This is a genomic window from Nocardioides sp. BP30, assembly GCF_029873215.1.
GTDB lineage: Bacteria > Actinomycetota > Actinomycetes > Propionibacteriales > Nocardioidaceae > Nocardioides.
Genome location: NZ_CP123620.1, coordinates 3068148 through 3083258 on the forward strand (window position 1 = coordinate 3068148; position 15111 = coordinate 3083258).

Consider the following 15111-nt stretch of genomic DNA (forward strand, 5'->3'; position numbering starts at 1 on the left):
GCATGAGCGCCTCGGTGCTGTGGTTCCGGCGCGACCTGCGGCTCGGCGACCATCCCGCCCTGGATGCCGCGGCCGAGGCAGCGGGCGAGGACGGCGTCGTCCCGCTCTTCGTGCTCGACGACGCGCTGCTGCGCGCCTCCGGACCGGTCCGGACCGCCTGGGTGCTGCGCTCGCTGCACGCCCTCGACAGGGATCTGCGCGAGCACGGCACCCGCCTGCTGGTCCGGCACGGCAGGCCCGAACAGGTCGTGCCGGCGGTCGCCGCCGAGACGGGCGCCGGCAGCGTCCACATCAGCGCCGACTTCGCGCCGTACGGCAAGGAGCGCGACGAGCGCGTGCGCCAGGCGCTCGGCACGCTCGACGTGCCCGTCGACCTCACGGCGACGGGCTCGCCCTATGCCGTCGCGCCCGGCCGCGTGCGGACCAGGTCCGGCGGCGCGTTCCAGGTCTACGGGCCGTTCTACCGGGCGTGGGTCGCGCACGGCTGGCGCGGTCCGGCGCACACCGACGCGAACGGGATCGCGTGGGCGCTCTCCACCTCCTCGCGCAAGGTGCCCGGCGATCCGCTGCCGAAGGAGCCGGCGATCGGCGACACGGCGCTGCCCGAGGCGGGCGAGGCAGCAGCCCTGGCGACCTGGGCGGACTTCCGCGACCGGCTCGCTGACTACCCCGAGGCCCGGGAACGGGCGGACAAGGACGGCAGCTCGCGGCTCTCGCCGTACCTGAAGATCGGCAGCATCCATCCGCGCACCCTGCTCGCCGGGCTGGGCCCGCACGACGACACCTTCCGGCGCGAGCTGGCGTGGCGGGAGTTCTACGCGGCGGTGCTGGACGCCTGGCCGGCCAGCGCACGCGACTACTTCCGCCCCGAGCTGCGGGGCCTCCCCTACGTCACGGGGGCAGGGTTGCACGAGCGGCTGGAGGCGTGGCGACAGGGCAGGACCGGCTACCCGCTGGTCGACGCGGGGATGCGGCAGCTGCTGGCCCAGGGGTGGATGCACAACCGGGTCCGGATGCTGGTCGCGTCGTTCCTGGTCAAGGACCTGCACATCGAGTGGCAGCACGGTGCCCGGCACTTCCTGCGGCACCTGATCGACGGCGACCTCGCCAGCAACCAGCACAACTGGCAGTGGGTGGCGGGCTGCGGGACCGACGCGGCGCCGTACTTCCGGATCTTCAACCCGGTCACCCAGTCGAAGAAGTTCGACCCCGACGGTGCCTACATTCGCCGCTGGATTCCCGAGCTGCGGTCGCTGGAGGGCCGTGCGGTGCATGAGCCGTGGAAGCTGCCGGACGGTCCGCCGGACGGCTATCCGACGCCGATCGTCGACCACGCCGAGCAGCGTGCCGACACGCTGGCGGCGTACGAGGAGCTGCGGCGGGGCTGAGCCGGTCGTCGGTTGGTCGGCATCCCTTGATGAGCAGACCGCACGCGCCTGCGACGCTTTCCTTGACTAACATCATCTTGGTATGACCATGTTGGTCAGGTGGTACTTGTCATACCAACAGACTCAGCGTCTTGCCACGCCGGCTCCGCCCCCAGCCCGCGTCCGCACTCGACGCACTCAGCGAGGGAAGCACGTGGCCGGGATGAAGCAGATGAGATTGATCGCCGCCGGAGCAACGATGGCGATGATCGTGGGACTCACTCTCGCGGCCTGCGGCAGCGACTCGTCACAGCGTGGAGTGCTGGCTGCCGTCACCACTGCTGGGACCCCCATCGTTCCGGCCACCCAGGGACACGGGGTCCGCGATCTAGGAGCGTTCTCCGGCTCGGGTCAGGTGACCGTGTCTGTCACGTGCGTAGGTCCGGGAACAGTGCGCGTGGTGCTGGACGGGATCGACCTCCGGGTCGGCGCACCATGCGTCCCCACGCGGTCCGACAGCGGTGGGTCGCAGACAGCCACCGCGCGCGTGGGAGTGCCGGCGAACGCCGGCTTCGACGTGCGCGTCCTCGGCGGGGTGGCCGACCACTGGCTGGTGGCCGTCTCGCAGGACGCCCCGCGGCCCTGAGCGGGGCGGGGCTGCGCCGGCAGGCACGCTGAGGCCTGCCGACGCAGATCGGGGACTACCGCCGCGGCGGACGCGGGAGGAACATCGAGGTGCGGGCGGCGTACGCGTCCCAGCCCGGCCGGCCCTCCATCCGCTTCTCGGTCGGCTTCGCGCCGGTGACGACGGTCAGGAACAGCGTCATCACGATCGGCGCCGGCAGCGTGGCGAGCCCGGCGATCGGGCCGGCCGCGAGCGCTCCGGCGAGCCACAGGCCCCACCAGACGCAGGCGTCGCCGAAGTAGTTCGGGTGGCGGGTCCACGCCCACAGTCCCCGGTCGAGCACGGGTCCACGGTGCTCGTCGCGGCGGTACGCCGCCAGCTGGGCGTCGCCGACCGCCTCGAAGACGACGCCGACCACCCACACCCCCACACCCAGCGCGACCGCCCACCACCACCGGGTGTGGGTGGCGACGCCGACCACCACCGGTGCGGAGATCAGCGCCACGGCGAAGCCCTGCAGCGCGAAGACCCGGCGGACGACCGTGCCGAAGCCGACCTCGCGGAACGAGCCGCCCAGCATCTCCTCGTAGCGCGGGTCGTCATGCCCGGCCGCGCGGACGCGGCTCCACAGGTGGCGGGTCAGGCGCAGGCCCCACAGTGCGACGAGCACGACCAGCAGCCAGCGCCGCCAGCCCCCGTCGGCACCGATGATCGTGGCCACCACGGCGGTGGCCACCGCCACCAGCACGAAGGCGGCGCCCCAGGCGGCGTCGACGACGGCGAAGCGCCGCAGGCGGTGCGACCACACGGCCGCTGCGGTCATCACCGCAGCGGCCGCGACCAGCGTGGTCAGCACCAGCTCCCACGCCGTCGTCATCGACTCACCACTCCCGTCGGGCCGGCAGCGTGTGGGCCGCGCCGGGACGGACCGCGAGGATCTGGTCCACGCCCATCCGGCCGTCGCGGAAGGCGGCCGAGCCGCCGACCAGATAGAGCCGCCAGACGCGGACCATCTCAGGCCCGACGAGGGCGGTGATCGCGTCGAGGTTCGACTCGAAGCGCTCGATCCAGCCCGCGACGGTGCGCACGTAGTGCTCGCGCAGGGCGTGCACGTCGCGCACCTCCAGCCCGGCGCGCTCGAGGTAGCCGACCGTCTCCCCGACCGGTCGCATGTGCATGTCGGGCGCGATGAACGACTCGATGAACGCGCCGCCGCCGGGACGTCGGCCACGCCTCGACATCTGCTGCACGAGCACGCGGCCGCCGGGACGGACGGATCGCGCGAGGACGGCGGCGTACGTCGGGTAGTTGCGCTCGCCGACGTGCTCGCCCATCTCGACCGAGGCGACGGCGTCGTAGTGGCCCGTCGCGTCGCGGTAGTCGCAGAGCCGGACCTCGACCAGGTGCTCGAGCCCCTCGGCGCGGACCCGCTCCTGCACGAAGCGCTGCTGCTCGGCGGCGATCGTCAGCCCCACCACGCGGGCGCCGAAGTGCCGGGCCGCGTGGATCGCCAGCGATCCCCATCCACAGCCGACGTCGAGCAGCGTGCTGCCCGCCTCGAGTCCCAGCTTGGTGCAGATCAGCGACAGCTTGGCATGCTGCGCCTGCTCCAGCGTCGTCGTCTCGTCGGCGTAGTAGCCACAGGAGTAGGCCATCGACGGGTCGAGGATCAGCGCGTAGAAGTCGGTCGAGAGGTCGTAGTGGTGGTGGATCGACTCGCGATCGCGGGCCTGGGAGTGCAACCGGCCGCGGACCCGCGCCTGGGTGACCGGCGCGGCCGGTGGAGCGCCGACCAGGCGCAGCTCCCGGGCCAGGCCGGTGAGCCGGGCCAACGCGGTCGCCGACGCCTTCAACGAGGGTCGGCCGACGGTCTGGCCCACGGAGAGGAGCAGGGAGAGCGTCTCGTCCAGGTCGCCGGGCAGGTCCGCCTCACCGGTGACGTACGCCTGGGCGGCGCCGAGCTCGCCGGGGTGCCAGAGCATCCGCCGCAACGCGTCGGGTGAGGAGATGACCACCTCGGGGGCATCCTCGGGTCCGGCGGACGAGCCGTCCCAGGCGCGCAGCCGGACGGGCAGCTCCCCGACGATCGGCTCGACGACCGCGGCCAGCCGCGGAGCGATCGGGTCGGCGCCCGACGCTCCTGACACAAGGGCGGTGCTCATGCGGTTGCCTCTCGCTCGTAGCGCAGTTGCAGGTCGTCGAGGTAGCCCGCGACGAAGCCGGCCCGGGAGTACTCCAGGTAGAAGTGCCACATCCGTTCGAAGACGCCGTCGAAGCCCAGCGCCGCCACCTCGGTGCTGGCCGCCCGGAAGCGCTCGTCCCACTGCCGCAGCGTCTCCGCATAGTGCGCACCCAGCGAGGTGCGGTGGGTCATCCGCAGGCCGTGCTCACCGGCGCTGTGGGCCAACGCCTCCTCCGAGGGCAGGAAGCCGCCGGGGAAGATGTACTTGTTGATCCAGGTGTAGGAGTCGCGGGTCGCCAGCATCTGCCGGTGCGGCATGGTGATCGCCTGCAGGGCCACAGCGCCGTACGGCGCCAGCAGCCGATCCAGGGTGCCGAAGTAGGTCCCCCAGTGCCGCCAGCCGACGGCCTCGATCATCTCGACCGAGACGATCGCGTCGTACTGGCCCTGGATTTCGCGGTAGTCGCACAGCTCGACCTCGATGCGGTCGCTCAGCCCGGCGGCAGCGATCCGCTCCATGGCCAGCGCCCGCTGCTCGACCGAGAGGGTGACGGTGTGGACCTGAGCGCCGCGCTCGGCCGCCATGATCGCCAGCTGCCCCCAGCCGGTGCCGATCTCCAGCAGCCGGGTGCCGTGCCCGACCCGGGCGAGGTCCAGCAGCGCGTCGATCTTGCGTCGCTGCGCGTGCTCGAGGTCGTCGCCGATCGCCGGACGGCCGTCGGCGTAGGCCCGGAACCAGGCTGCCGAATAGGACATGGTCGGGTCGAGGAAGAGCGCGAAGAACTCGTTGGACAGGTCGTAGTGGTGCGCGATGTTGCGCTGGGTGTCGCGGCGCGCACCACGGTCGCGTGCCGGCGTGCGCGGCATCGCCAGACCCCGCACCGCCTGCAGCCAGCGCGGCGTCAGGTGCTCGACCTCGGCGGCGAGCACGGCGAGGAAGCCTGCGAGGTCCTCCGCGTCCCACGCTCCGGTGAGATAGGCCTCGCCGAATCCGACCAGTTTGTCGCGACCCAGCCGGGCGAAGAACTCCTCGGGACGGTGGATCACCATCTCGGGGCCGCCCCGTCCCACCGTACGGCCCTCGAGCCGCACGGTGACGTCGAGTCGCTCGACCGCGTGCACGAAGAGCCGCCGGGCGATCCTCGCGGTGACCGCGACGGCCGGGCCGCTCGGCACCCGGTCGAGATGGGCCCAGCTGGCGCGTGGGCTCTGCACGGGCTGGTCGGTGGTGGTCATCGCACGCCTTCCTGGTGGTGGACGGGTCGGGCTTGAAGGGGCAGACCGCGGGTCCACAGCCGGATGCCGTGGAGCCGGATCAGGAGGGCGTCGCGGAGACCGGCGAGGCCGGCGGCGCGCGCTGCCGCGCTCCCCGGCGCGACCCGGCGGCCGCTCAGCGAGGCGCTGAACGGTGCGCCGCCGGCGGTGCGCAGCCGCACCGCGATGTCGAGCCGATCGGTCGGCACGGGCGCTCGGACGTCGTACTCTCCGTCGACGCCGTGGAAGGGCGAGACGTACATCTGCTTGGCCAGCGGCTCCTGCCGCTCGGGGTCGAGTAGGTAGGCATGCCGGTCGCCGTAGGTGTTGTGCACCTCCACGACGGTGGCCAGCGGGCTGCCGTCCTCGCGGTGGCACCAGAACACGCTGATCGGGTTGAAGCAGAAGCCGAATGCCCGCGGGTGCGCCGCGAGCAGCACCCGACCCTGACCCAGGACGACGTCGTGCCGGGCGAGGAAGCGGGTGAGGTTCTCCCGCACGCTGAGCGCCGGGTCGCCGAGGTGGTCGCGCGGCTCGATGCTGCCGCGCCACCACGCCCGCCACCGGTCGCGACGGGTGCGCGTCGGGGGCAGCCGGTCGAGGTCGACCACCCAGAGGTTGGAACGGTGCACGAACTCCCGGCGCCACGGCGTACGGCGCAGATGCCGCACCGTGGTGGCGTACACGACCGGATCGACCGGATCGACCGGCTCCGGCCGGGAAACGGGCTCCTCGGTGGCAGCTGTCGGGGACCCGGGCGCCGCGGCTGCGGAGCCCCCGGGTGCGGGGGCGAGCCGCACCGGCGTGGTGAAGCCGAGCCGGTGCGCCGCCTCCAGCCCCGACCGGGCACCGTCCTCGTGGAAACCCCAGCCGTGGTAGGCGCCGGCGAACGCGACCCTCGGCGTCTCGATCTCGGGCAGTCGCGCCTGCGCGGCGACCGACTCCGGCGTGTAGAGGGGGTGCTCGTAGGACATCCGGTCGATCACGGTGGCGGGGTCGACCAGGTCCTCCCCACCGAGCGTGACCAGGTAGTGGACGTCGGTGTCGAGGCGCTGGAGCCGGGTCAGGTCGTAGGTGACGACCACCGGTCCCTCCTCGTCGCGGACGCGCCGGAAGTTCCACGAGGACCAGGCGCCTCGGGCCTGGGGCAGTAGCGAGGTGTCGGTGTGCAGAAGCGCGCTGTTGCTGGAGTAGCCCATCGCGCCGAGCACTTCGCGCTGCAGCGCGGTGGGATCGGGCAGCATCGCCAGTGCCTGGCCCGGGTGGGCGGCGATGATGACGGCGTCGTACTCCTGGGCGGTGCCGTCCTGGGTGCGCACACGCACGCCGCCGCTGTGCTCGCGCACCTCGGCGACGGGCGACCCGAGCCTGATCTCGTCCAGCCGCTCGGCGATCCTGCGCACGTACTCCCGCGAGCCGCCCGTCACCGTCCGCCAGGTCGGGCTGCCCGTGATGGAGAGCATGCCGTGGTGCTGCAGGAAGCGGAACAGGTAGCGAGCCGGGTAGGCGGTCGCCACCCGGGGGTCACACGACCACACCGCCGCGACCAGCGGCTCCATGAAGTCGCGGACGAACCGCGCCGAGAAGCCGCCCTCGGCCAGGAAGGCGGCCAGCGTCTGGTCGGCACCGCCCGGTGACGCGTCGTCGGCCGCGAGAAGAGTGCGCGCGCGACGGTGGAAGCGCGGGATCTCGGAGAGCATCCGCAGGTGACCGCTGTCGGTGAGCCGGGCCGCGGTCGGGAAGATCCCCCGCAGCCCGCGGGCGCCGGCCCACTCCACGCCGCGGCGCGGGTCGCTGATCGACATCGACATCTCGGACGCCTGGGTGGCAACCCCCAACTCGTCGAAGATGCGGGTCAGCACCGGGTAGGTGCGCAGGTTGTGCACGATGAAGCCGGTGTCGATCGCGAGGGTGCGTCCGCCCTCGTGCACCTCGTGGGTGTCGGCGTGCCCACCCAGTCGGTCCGCGGCCTCGTACAGGGTCACCTCGGCCGCGACGCGGCACTCGTAGGCAGCCACGAGTCCCGCCACGCCCGAGCCGATCACGGCTACGCGCGCCCGCGTGTGATGCATCCGTTCCTCCGCGCTCCCTGGGGACCCGTCGTGGGCTCTCATGCGTTCTTCGGGGCCGCGGCGGATCCGGATGGGTGGCGATCCGATACGACTTCCGGCTCCGAACACCCTCCATGAGCAACGAGCCGGCCGGCCATCAGTACCCACCGCCGCTTCTCCCAGCACCGCCCCGACCCGCGGGTCGGCGGCGCGGGGCGTTCGCCACGGCGCTGTGGCTGCTCGTGGGGCCCGTCACCGGCGGCCTCGGGCTCGCGGCCGGCCATCTCGTCGCCGCCCTCACGACCCCGGCCGCCTCACCGGTGCTCGCGGTCGGCTCCACGGTGATCGACCGTACCCCGACATCGCTCAAAGAGTGGGCGATCGCCCACTTCGGCACCCACGACAAGACCATCCTGGTCGGCTCGGTGCTGGTGGTGGTGCTCCTGCTCTCCACGGCCGTCGGCCCCCTCGCCCGCCGGCGCGCGGTGTACGGCGCGGCAGCCCTCGTGCTGCTCGCCGGCATCGCCGCCGCCTGCGCGCTGCGGCGTCCGGAGGCCTCGGCCGGCGCCGCCGTGCCGAGCCTGGTGGCGGGTGTCGTGGCGGTGCTCGCCCTCATGCTGGTGCTGCGACTGCAGGCGCGGCATGTCCGCCCCTCCTCGACCGGGGAGGCGGTCGGGGGCGGGCAGACACGCGGCCCGCGCTCCTCCCGGCGGACCCTCGTCGTCCTCGGCGCGCTGGCTGCGCTCGCCGCGGCGCTCGGCGAGACGGGTCGCCTGGTGATCGCGCGCCGGGCGCGAGCCGAGGATGTCACGCTGCCGGCCCCGGCGGAGCCGGCGCCGGCGTTCCCGGCCGGCATCGACCGCACCGTCCCCGGCATCACCGCCTTCCGCACGCCGGCCAGCAGGTTCTACCGCGTGGACACCCGCCTCGACGTGCCGGTGGTCGACAGCGACGGCTGGTCCCTGCGCATCGACGGCGACGTCGCCCGGCCCTTCGAGATCGACTACCGCGAGCTCCTGGCGATGCCGATGATCGAGCGCGACATCACCCTGACCTGCGTCTCCAACAGCGTCGGCGGCCCGTACGTCGGTGGCGCGCGCTGGCTCGGGGTGCGCCTCAGCGATCTGCTCGAGCGGGCAGGGGTCGGCCACTCCGCCGACCAGATCCTGAGCACCGATTTCGCCGGCATGACGATCAGCACCCCGCTGGCCCTGGCGACCGACGGCCGCGACGCCATGGTCGCCGTCGGCATGAACGGCGCACCGCTCCCCCGCGCCCACGGATTCCCGGCCCGGTTGGTGATCCCCGGTCTGTACGGCTTCATCAGCGCCACCAAGTGGGTGACCAGGCTGACGCTGACCACCTACGCGCAGCACAGCGCCTACTGGACCGACCGCGGCTGGGCCACCGATGCACCGATCAAGATCTCGAGCCGGATCGACACCCCGCGACCGCTGGCCAGCGTCAAGCGCGGCGACCAGGTGCTCGGCGGCGTCGCCTGGGCCCAGCAGAACGGCGGTGTGGCCAAGGTGGAGGTCAGCATCGACGGCGGACCCTGGACGGCCGCGCACCTCGGACCCTCGGCCGGCAACGACTACTGGCGGCAGTGGTACGCCCCGTGGCGGGCCACTCCGGGCACGCACACGCTGGCCTGCCGCGTCGTCGACGGGGCGGGTCAGACCCAGACGCCGGTGCGGGCCGAGCCGTTCCCGTCCGGCGCCAGCGGCGTGCAGACGATCACCGTGAGTGTGGCGTGAGTCGCACCCATCCATCGGCGTACCTGCTCCGAATCACTGCCAGAACCTCGTACCCGAGCTCGACTCACCTGGAAGGCATCACCATGAAGATCTCCACCCTGCGTCGCTCCGGCACCGTCCTCGCCACCGCCGCCGTCCTCGGCCTCGGTCTGACCGCCTGCGGCAGCAACGACAACACCGCTGCCACCGACAGCACCGCGAGCTCGAGCTCGATGAGCTCGATGGACTCCAGCTCGATGGGCGCGAGCTCGATGGACTCCAGCTCGGCCGCGACCGGCATGACGAACGCCGGCTCGCAGACGTTCGGCCCCGGCTGCTCCTCGATCCCGACCAGCGGCGCCGGCTCCTTCGACGGCATGGTCAAGGACCCGGTGGCGACGGCGGCGAGCAACAACCCGCTGCTCAGCACGCTGGTCACAGCCGTCGGCAAGGCCGGCCTGGTCGACACGCTCAACGGCGCCGATGGCCTGACGGTCTTCGCCCCCACCAACGACGCCTTCGCCAAGCTGCCCAAGGCGACGCTGAAGAAGGTCCTGGCCAACAAGAAGATGCTCACCGCCATCCTCACCCACCACGTCGTGGCCGGCCAGCTCGACCCGACCAAGGTCGTCGGCACCCAGACCACCCTCGACAAGGACACGGTGACGGTGAAGGGCGACACCAACGGCATGACCGTCGATGGTGCGAAGGTGTTGTGTGGCAACATCCCCACCGCGAACGCGACCGTCTACGTCATCGACTCGGTGCTCATGCCCAAGGGCATGTGACGCCAGCCTGACGAGGATCGAGGAGAGATGAGCGACCTCAGGCCTGTGCCGGGCGGCGCCCCCGAGGAGGGGGTGCCGTCCGGCCCCGACCTGGCCGCACTGCTGCGCCGCTCGGCGCGCGGCGACGAGAGCGCCTTCGCCGAGGTGTACGACGCCGTCTCGGCCAAGGTGTACGGCCTGGCCGTGCGGGTGGTCAGGGACCCGGCGCAGGCCGAGGAGGTCGCTCAGGAGTCGTTCCTCGAGGTCTGGCGGATGGCATCGCGGTTCGACCCCGACCGGGGCAGCCCGATGGCCTGGATCCTCACCATCGTCCACCGTCGGGCGGTCGACCGGGTGCGTTCGGCCGAGTCGGCCACCCGCCGCGACGCGGTCTACCACGACCGCAACCGGTCGGTCAGCCACGACGAGACAGCCGAGGCCGCGACGGCCTCGCTGGAGGCGCACCGGGTCCGGTCCGCTCTGGCGACGCTCACCGAGGTCCAGCGCGAGGCGGTCGAGCTGGCCTACCTGCAGGGCTACACCCATACCGAGATAGCCCGGACGCTCGATCTGCCGATCGGCACCGCCAAGACCAGGATCAGGGACGGCCTGATCAGACTACGAGACACGATGGGAGTGGGGAGCGGACGATGAGCACTGACATCCACGCCCTGTCGGGCGCCTATGCCATCGACGCCCTCGACGACGAGGAGCGGGCCGACTTCGAGCGTCACCTCGCCGACTGCCCGACCTGCCAGGCCGAGGTCGACGGGCTGCGCGAGGCGGCCACGACCCTCGCCGAGCTGCACACGGCGGAGCCTCCCGCGGCGCTGCGCCAGCACGTGCTGGACAGCATCCGGGTCGTCCGCCCCCTGCCGCCGGTCGTCGAACCCATCAGGCGCTCCGCCACCGGCGTACGGCGCCGGTGGATCGGGCTCGTCGCCGCGGCCGTTGTCGCGATCGCGCTCGGTGGTGCAGTCTGGCACCCGTGGACGAACCCTGCCGAGCAGCCGGAGTCAGGTGTGCTGGCGCAGATCGAGCGGGCTCCCGACGTCCAGCGCTTCACCACCCACGGCCCGGGCAACGCCACCGTCACCGTCTACCGCTCGGTCTCGCTGAACGAGGCCGCGGTCGAGGCCCACGATCTGGGCCAGGCCCCGGACGGGAAGGTCTACCAGGTCTGGCTGCAGAACACCGCTGGCGCGATGGTCCCGGCCGGCTTCCTGGCACCAGGCACCAGCACCGCTACCGCTCTCAATGGCGATGCCTCCGCCGCCGAGGGCGCCGGCATCACCGTCGAGCCGGCCGGTGGCTCACCGGCACCGACCTCGGATCCGGTCGCGCTGGTGGCCTTCACCACCTGACCAGACCGGGCGGTGCCCTGATGGCGGTGCCCTGATGGCGGTGCGCTGATGGCGCTGTTCTGGGCGCTGGCGCTCGCGCTGGTGGCCGCCCTGGTCGCCGTCCTCCTCGGAGCCGGCGTGGCGCTGCGGCGGCGCGACACCGAGCTCGTCGCGGCGCGCGCCCGTATCGCCGAGTTGGAGTCGGCGGTGCTGCGACTCGAGGCGACGGCGGACGGCGATCGGTCGGACCCCCGCGCGGTCCGGGTCGCCCGGACCGCCGCCCGCGCCGTGGTCGGCACGGCCGGGAGATGGCGCGAAGGCGGCGTCAGCGGTCTGGTGGCCGCCTCGCTGGACGATCTCGCCCGACTCGTCACCGAGGACCGGATCGAGATCGAGCGGGTCGCCACGCCTGACGGCACCGTGACGGTGCTCTTCTCCGACATCGTCGACTCCACGGCCCGCAACGAGCTGCTCGGCGACAGGCGCTGGCTCGGGGTGCTCCACGCCCACGACACGGTGGTCCGTCGCGAGGTCGAGGCCCGCCGCGGCCACGTGGTGAAGTCCCAGGGCGACGGCTACATGGTCGTCTTCCCCGACGCGCTCGCCGGGGTGCGGGCGGCGCTCGCGATCCAGGAACGCCTTCCCGCCGCTCGCCGACTGCGCCGGGCCGACATCCACGTCCGGATCGGCCTCCACACCGGCCGTGTCCTCTCCCACGACGGCGACTACTTCGGTCGCAACGTGGCCCTCGCCGCGCGGGTCGCAGCGCACGGGGCCGCCGACGACGTCCTGGTCAGCGACGCCGTCCGCGATGTCATCGCCCACGCGCCGGGCCTCACCCTCGAGCTCCGCAGCACCACCGAGCTCAAGGGCCTCGCCGGCGAGCACCGGCTCTGGTCGGTCGCCGCCCTCGCCTGAACCGACCGGCCCCGCCCGGTGCCCCCGGCGGCACGACGCAGCGAGGGCCGGCCTCCAGGAGACCGACCCTCGTGCGCGGAGATCCTCAGATCACTTCAGGTCGAACCGGTCCAGCTCGGCGACCTTCACCCACGCCGCCACGAAGTCGCGCACGAACTTCTCCTGCGCGTCGTCGGCGGCGTACACCTCGGCCAGCGCCCGCAGCTGGGAGTTCGAGCCGAAGATCAGGTCGTTCGCGGTCGCCGTCCACTTCACCTCGCCGGTGGCGCTGTCGCGGATCTCGTAGGCGTTCGCCTCACCCTCCGACGCCTTCACCTCGGTGCCCGGGGCGAGCAGGTTGGTGAAGAAGTCGGTGGACAGCACGCCGACCCGGTCGGTGAAGATGCCGTGCTTGCTCTCGCCCGCGTTGGCGCCGAGCGCCCGCAGACCGCCGACGAGCACGGTGAGCTCCGGCGCCGTCAGGTTGAGGAAGTAGGCGCGCTCGAGCAGCAGCGTCTCGACCGGCAGCTTCTCGTCCGGACGGACGTAGTTGCGGAAGCCGTCGCCACGCGGCTCAAGGACCCGGAAGGAGTCGACGTCGGTCTGGTCCTGGCTGGCGTCGGTGCGGCCGGGGTGGAACGGCACGGTGACCTCGACACCGGCGTCCTTGGCTGCCTTCTCCACGGCGGCGTTGCCCGCCAGCACGATCAGGTCGGCGAGCGAGATCCGCTTGTCACCGGCGTTGAACTCGGCCTGGACCTGCTCGAGCTTCTCGATGACCTCGCCGGTGCCGGCGTTGACCGCCCAACTGCGCTGGGGCTCCAGGCGCAGCCGCGCACCGTTGGCACCACCGCGCTTGTCGGTGGAGCGGAAGCTCGCCGCCGACGCCCACGCGGTGGTGACCAGCTGCGAGACGGTCAGACCCGAGTCGAGGACGGTGGCCTTCAGCGCCGCGACGTCCTGGTCCGAGACCAGCTCGTGGTCGACGGCCGGCACCGGGTCCTGCCACAGCTGGGGCTCCGGCACCCACGGGCCCAGGTAGCGGCTGATCGGACCCATGTCGCGGTGGAGCAGCTTGTACCAGGCCTTGGCGAAGGCCTCGGCGAACTGGTCGGGGTTCTCCAGGAAGCGACGCGAGATCTTCTCGTACGCCGGGTCGAACCGCAGCGCCAGGTCGGAGGTCAGCATCCGCGGCTCGCGCTTGCCGTCGCCCTGTGCCTCGGGCACCAGACCCGCGCCGCCGTTGTTGACCGGCCGCCACTGGTTGGCACCGGCCGGCGACTTGAACAGCTCCCACTCGTAGCCGAACAGGATGTGGAAGAACTCGTTGTCCCAACGCGTCGGGTGGTAGGTCCAGGTGACCTCCAGGCCCGACGTGATCGCGTCGATGCCCTTGCCCGAGCCGTAGGAGGACTTCCAGCCGAGGCCCTGCTGCTCGATCGGGGCACCCTCCGGCTCCGGACCGACGAGGGCCGCGTCACCGGCGCCGTGGGTCTTGCCGAAGGTGTGGCCACCGGCGATGAGCGCGACGGTCTCCTCGTCGTTCATCGCCATCCTGGCGAAGGTCTCGCGGATGTCGCGCGCCGAGGCGACCGGGTCCGGGTTGCCGTTCGGGCCCTCGGGGTTGACGTAGATCAGGCCCATCTGGACCGCACCGAGCGGCGAGGCGAGCTCACGGTCGCCGCTGTAGCGCTCGTCGCCCAGCCAGGTGTCCTCCGGACCCCAGATGATCTCCTCGGGCTCCCAGGTGTCGGGGCGGCCGAAGGCGAAGCCGAACGTCTTGAAGCCCATGTCCTCGAGCGCCACGTTGCCGGCCAGCACCAGCAGGTCGGACCAGGAGATCTTCTGGCCGTACTTCTTCTTCACCGGCCACAGCAGCCGACGCGCCTTGTCGAGGTTGCCGTTGTCCGGCCAGGAGTTCAGCGGAGCGAACCGCTGCTGACCCTCACCGGCGCCACCGCGACCGTCGTAGATGCGGTAGGTGCCGGCGGCGTGCCAGCTCAGCCGGATCATCAGGCCGCCGTAGTGGCCGAAGTCGGCCGGCCACCAGTCCTGCGAGTCCTTCAGCACGGCGGCGACGTCCGCCTTGAGCGCCTCGACGTCGAGCTTCTTGAACTCCTCGGCGTAGTCGAAGTCGGCACCCAGCGGGTTGCCGGCCGTCGAGTGGGCGTGCAGCACGCTCAGGTCGAGCTGGTTGGGCCACCAGTCCTTGTTGGTGTGCGGCCGGCGGTCGGTCTTCGGCGTCGGCGAGTGCAGCGCGGGGTTCTCGCTCTCACTGCCCTGGCTGGTCACGCCGTCGTGCGCGACGGGGCAGCCGCTCTCAGCCTTGCGGTCGATGCCCTGCGGGCTCTCCTGGGTCATGGTCATCCCTTTCCGGACGGGTTATCGGACGCGGTGGTACAGGCGGGGCACAAGCCCCAGTAGATGACCTCCGCCTCGTCGATGACGAAGCCGTGGTCATCGGCGGCGGTCAGGCACGGCGTGTGCCCGACCGCGCAGTCGACGTCTGCGATGACACCGCAGCCGCGACAGACGACATGGTGGTGGTTGTCGGCCACGCGCGATTCGTAGCGCGCGACGGTCCCGCGCGGCTGGATGCGGCGTACGAGACCGGCCGAGGTGAGCGTGTTGAGCGAGTCGTAGACCGCCTGGTGCGACACCTCCGGCAGGTCGCCCCGGACCGCTGTCAGGATCGAGTCCGTATCCGCGTGCGGGTGCTCGTGCACCGCGTGCAGCACGGCCAGGCGCGGGCGGGTGACCCGCAGCTCGGCACCTCGCAGCAGCTGCTCGTAGCGGTCGGTCGGGGCCATGGCCGCGAGTCTTCCCCGCAATCTTGAAAGAGTCAAGAAAACTTCGACGGCGCGCCGCCCACATTTCGTTGAATCCCAG

At 72.1% G+C, this 15111-nt stretch carries 13 protein-coding genes; 7 read left to right on the forward strand and 6 right to left on the reverse strand.

Annotated elements, in window-relative coordinates; all coding sequences use genetic code 11:
• Positions 1–2: 2 nt before the first annotated feature.
• Together P5P86_RS14490 and P5P86_RS14495 are read left to right on the forward strand one after the other, a co-directional pair.
• Positions 3–1388, forward strand: a complete 1386-nt coding sequence (locus P5P86_RS14490; RefSeq protein ID WP_280608156.1) for a cryptochrome/photolyase family protein — start codon at positions 3–5, stop codon at positions 1386–1388.
• 439 nt (positions 1389–1827) lie between these two features.
• Positions 1828–2013: a hypothetical protein gene (locus P5P86_RS14495; RefSeq protein ID WP_280608157.1), complete on the forward strand. Its 186-nt coding sequence runs from the start codon at positions 1828–1830 to the stop codon at positions 2011–2013.
• A gap of 55 nt (positions 2014–2068) precedes the next feature.
• Here P5P86_RS14495 and P5P86_RS14500 read toward each other — a convergent pair whose 3' ends face one another.
• From P5P86_RS14500 to P5P86_RS14515, 4 genes are read right to left on the reverse strand one after another with little or no spacing between them, the layout of a single operon-like run.
• A complete protein-coding gene (locus P5P86_RS14500) occupies positions 2069–2869 on the reverse strand; it encodes a DUF1295 domain-containing protein (protein ID WP_280608158.1) in 801 nt (266 codons plus the stop codon).
• Positions 2870–2873: 4 nt separating this feature from the next.
• A complete protein-coding gene (locus tag P5P86_RS14505) occupies positions 2874–4154 on the reverse strand; it encodes a class I SAM-dependent methyltransferase (RefSeq protein ID WP_280608159.1) in 1281 nt (426 codons plus the stop codon).
• Positions 4151–5410, reverse strand: a complete 1260-nt coding sequence (locus P5P86_RS14510) for a class I SAM-dependent methyltransferase (protein ID WP_280608160.1) — start codon at positions 5408–5410, stop codon at positions 4151–4153. Before P5P86_RS14510 ends, P5P86_RS14505 begins: the two co-directional genes overlap by 4 nt.
• A complete protein-coding gene (locus P5P86_RS14515) occupies positions 5407–7500 on the reverse strand; it encodes an FAD-dependent oxidoreductase (RefSeq protein WP_280608161.1) in 2094 nt (697 codons plus the stop codon). The genes P5P86_RS14510 and P5P86_RS14515 overlap by 4 nt, the downstream gene beginning before the upstream one ends.
• Before the next feature lie 113 nt (positions 7501–7613).
• Between P5P86_RS14515 and P5P86_RS14520 the strand changes: the two genes are divergently transcribed.
• The 5 genes from P5P86_RS14520 to P5P86_RS14540 all read left to right on the forward strand — a co-directional run bounded on the left by P5P86_RS14520 (position 7614) and on the right by P5P86_RS14540 (position 12243).
• Entirely contained in the window at positions 7614–9236 is a 1623-nt protein-coding gene (locus tag P5P86_RS14520) for a molybdopterin-dependent oxidoreductase (protein ID WP_280608162.1), read from the forward strand.
• A gap of 83 nt (positions 9237–9319) precedes the next feature.
• Positions 9320–10003, forward strand: coding sequence for a fasciclin domain-containing protein (locus P5P86_RS14525; RefSeq protein WP_280608163.1), 684 nt, complete (start codon positions 9320–9322; stop codon positions 10001–10003).
• A gap of 27 nt (positions 10004–10030) precedes the next feature.
• Positions 10031–10636 (forward strand): ECF RNA polymerase sigma factor SigK, encoded by a 606-nt coding sequence (sigK, locus tag P5P86_RS14530; protein WP_280608164.1) that lies wholly within the window; start codon positions 10031–10033, stop codon positions 10634–10636.
• Entirely contained in the window at positions 10633–11346 is a 714-nt protein-coding gene (locus P5P86_RS14535; protein ID WP_280608165.1) for an anti-sigma factor, read from the forward strand. The genes sigK and P5P86_RS14535 overlap by 4 nt, the downstream gene beginning before the upstream one ends.
• Positions 11347–11394: 48 nt before the next feature.
• Complete coding sequence (locus P5P86_RS14540) at positions 11395–12243, forward strand: adenylate/guanylate cyclase domain-containing protein (protein WP_280608166.1); 849 nt, start codon at positions 11395–11397, stop codon at positions 12241–12243.
• Positions 12244–12333: 90 nt separating this feature from the next.
• Here P5P86_RS14540 and katG read toward each other — a convergent pair whose 3' ends face one another.
• Complete coding sequence (gene katG / locus P5P86_RS14545; protein ID WP_280608167.1) at positions 12334–14589, reverse strand: catalase/peroxidase HPI; 2256 nt, start codon at positions 14587–14589, stop codon at positions 12334–12336.
• Positions 14586–15032, reverse strand: coding sequence for a Fur family transcriptional regulator (locus P5P86_RS14550; RefSeq protein ID WP_280608168.1), 447 nt, complete (start codon positions 15030–15032; stop codon positions 14586–14588). Before P5P86_RS14550 ends, katG begins: the two co-directional genes overlap by 4 nt.
• Positions 15033–15111: the final 79 nt, after the last annotated feature.

What these genes read in the sequence shown, in the direction of transcription:
- P5P86_RS14490 (WP_280608156.1), top strand. Translation starts at nt 3, where the DNA reads ATGAGCGCCTCGGTGCTGTGGTTCCGGCGCGACCTGCGGCTCGGCGAC.
- P5P86_RS14500 (WP_280608158.1), bottom strand. Translation starts at nt 2,869, where the DNA reads ATGACGACGGCGTGGGAGCTGGTGCTGACCACGCTGGTCGCGGCCGCT.
- P5P86_RS14505 (WP_280608159.1), bottom strand. Translation starts at nt 4,154, where the DNA reads ATGAGCACCGCCCTTGTGTCAGGAGCGTCGGGCGCCGACCCGATCGCT.
- P5P86_RS14510 (WP_280608160.1), bottom strand. Translation starts at nt 5,410, where the DNA reads ATGACCACCACCGACCAGCCCGTGCAGAGCCCACGCGCCAGCTGGGCC.
- P5P86_RS14515 (WP_280608161.1), bottom strand. Translation starts at nt 7,500, where the DNA reads ATGCATCACACGCGGGCGCGCGTAGCCGTGATCGGCTCGGGCGTGGCG.
- P5P86_RS14520 (WP_280608162.1), top strand. Translation starts at nt 7,614, where the DNA reads ATGAGCAACGAGCCGGCCGGCCATCAGTACCCACCGCCGCTTCTCCCA.
- P5P86_RS14525 (WP_280608163.1), top strand. Translation starts at nt 9,320, where the DNA reads ATGAAGATCTCCACCCTGCGTCGCTCCGGCACCGTCCTCGCCACCGCC.
- sigK (WP_280608164.1), top strand. Translation starts at nt 10,031, where the DNA reads ATGAGCGACCTCAGGCCTGTGCCGGGCGGCGCCCCCGAGGAGGGGGTG.
- P5P86_RS14535 (WP_280608165.1), top strand. Translation starts at nt 10,633, where the DNA reads ATGAGCACTGACATCCACGCCCTGTCGGGCGCCTATGCCATCGACGCC.
- P5P86_RS14540 (WP_280608166.1), top strand. Translation starts at nt 11,395, where the DNA reads ATGGCGCTGTTCTGGGCGCTGGCGCTCGCGCTGGTGGCCGCCCTGGTC.
- katG (WP_280608167.1), bottom strand. Translation starts at nt 14,589, where the DNA reads ATGACCATGACCCAGGAGAGCCCGCAGGGCATCGACCGCAAGGCTGAG.
- P5P86_RS14550 (WP_280608168.1), bottom strand. Translation starts at nt 15,032, where the DNA reads ATGGCCCCGACCGACCGCTACGAGCAGCTGCTGCGAGGTGCCGAGCTG.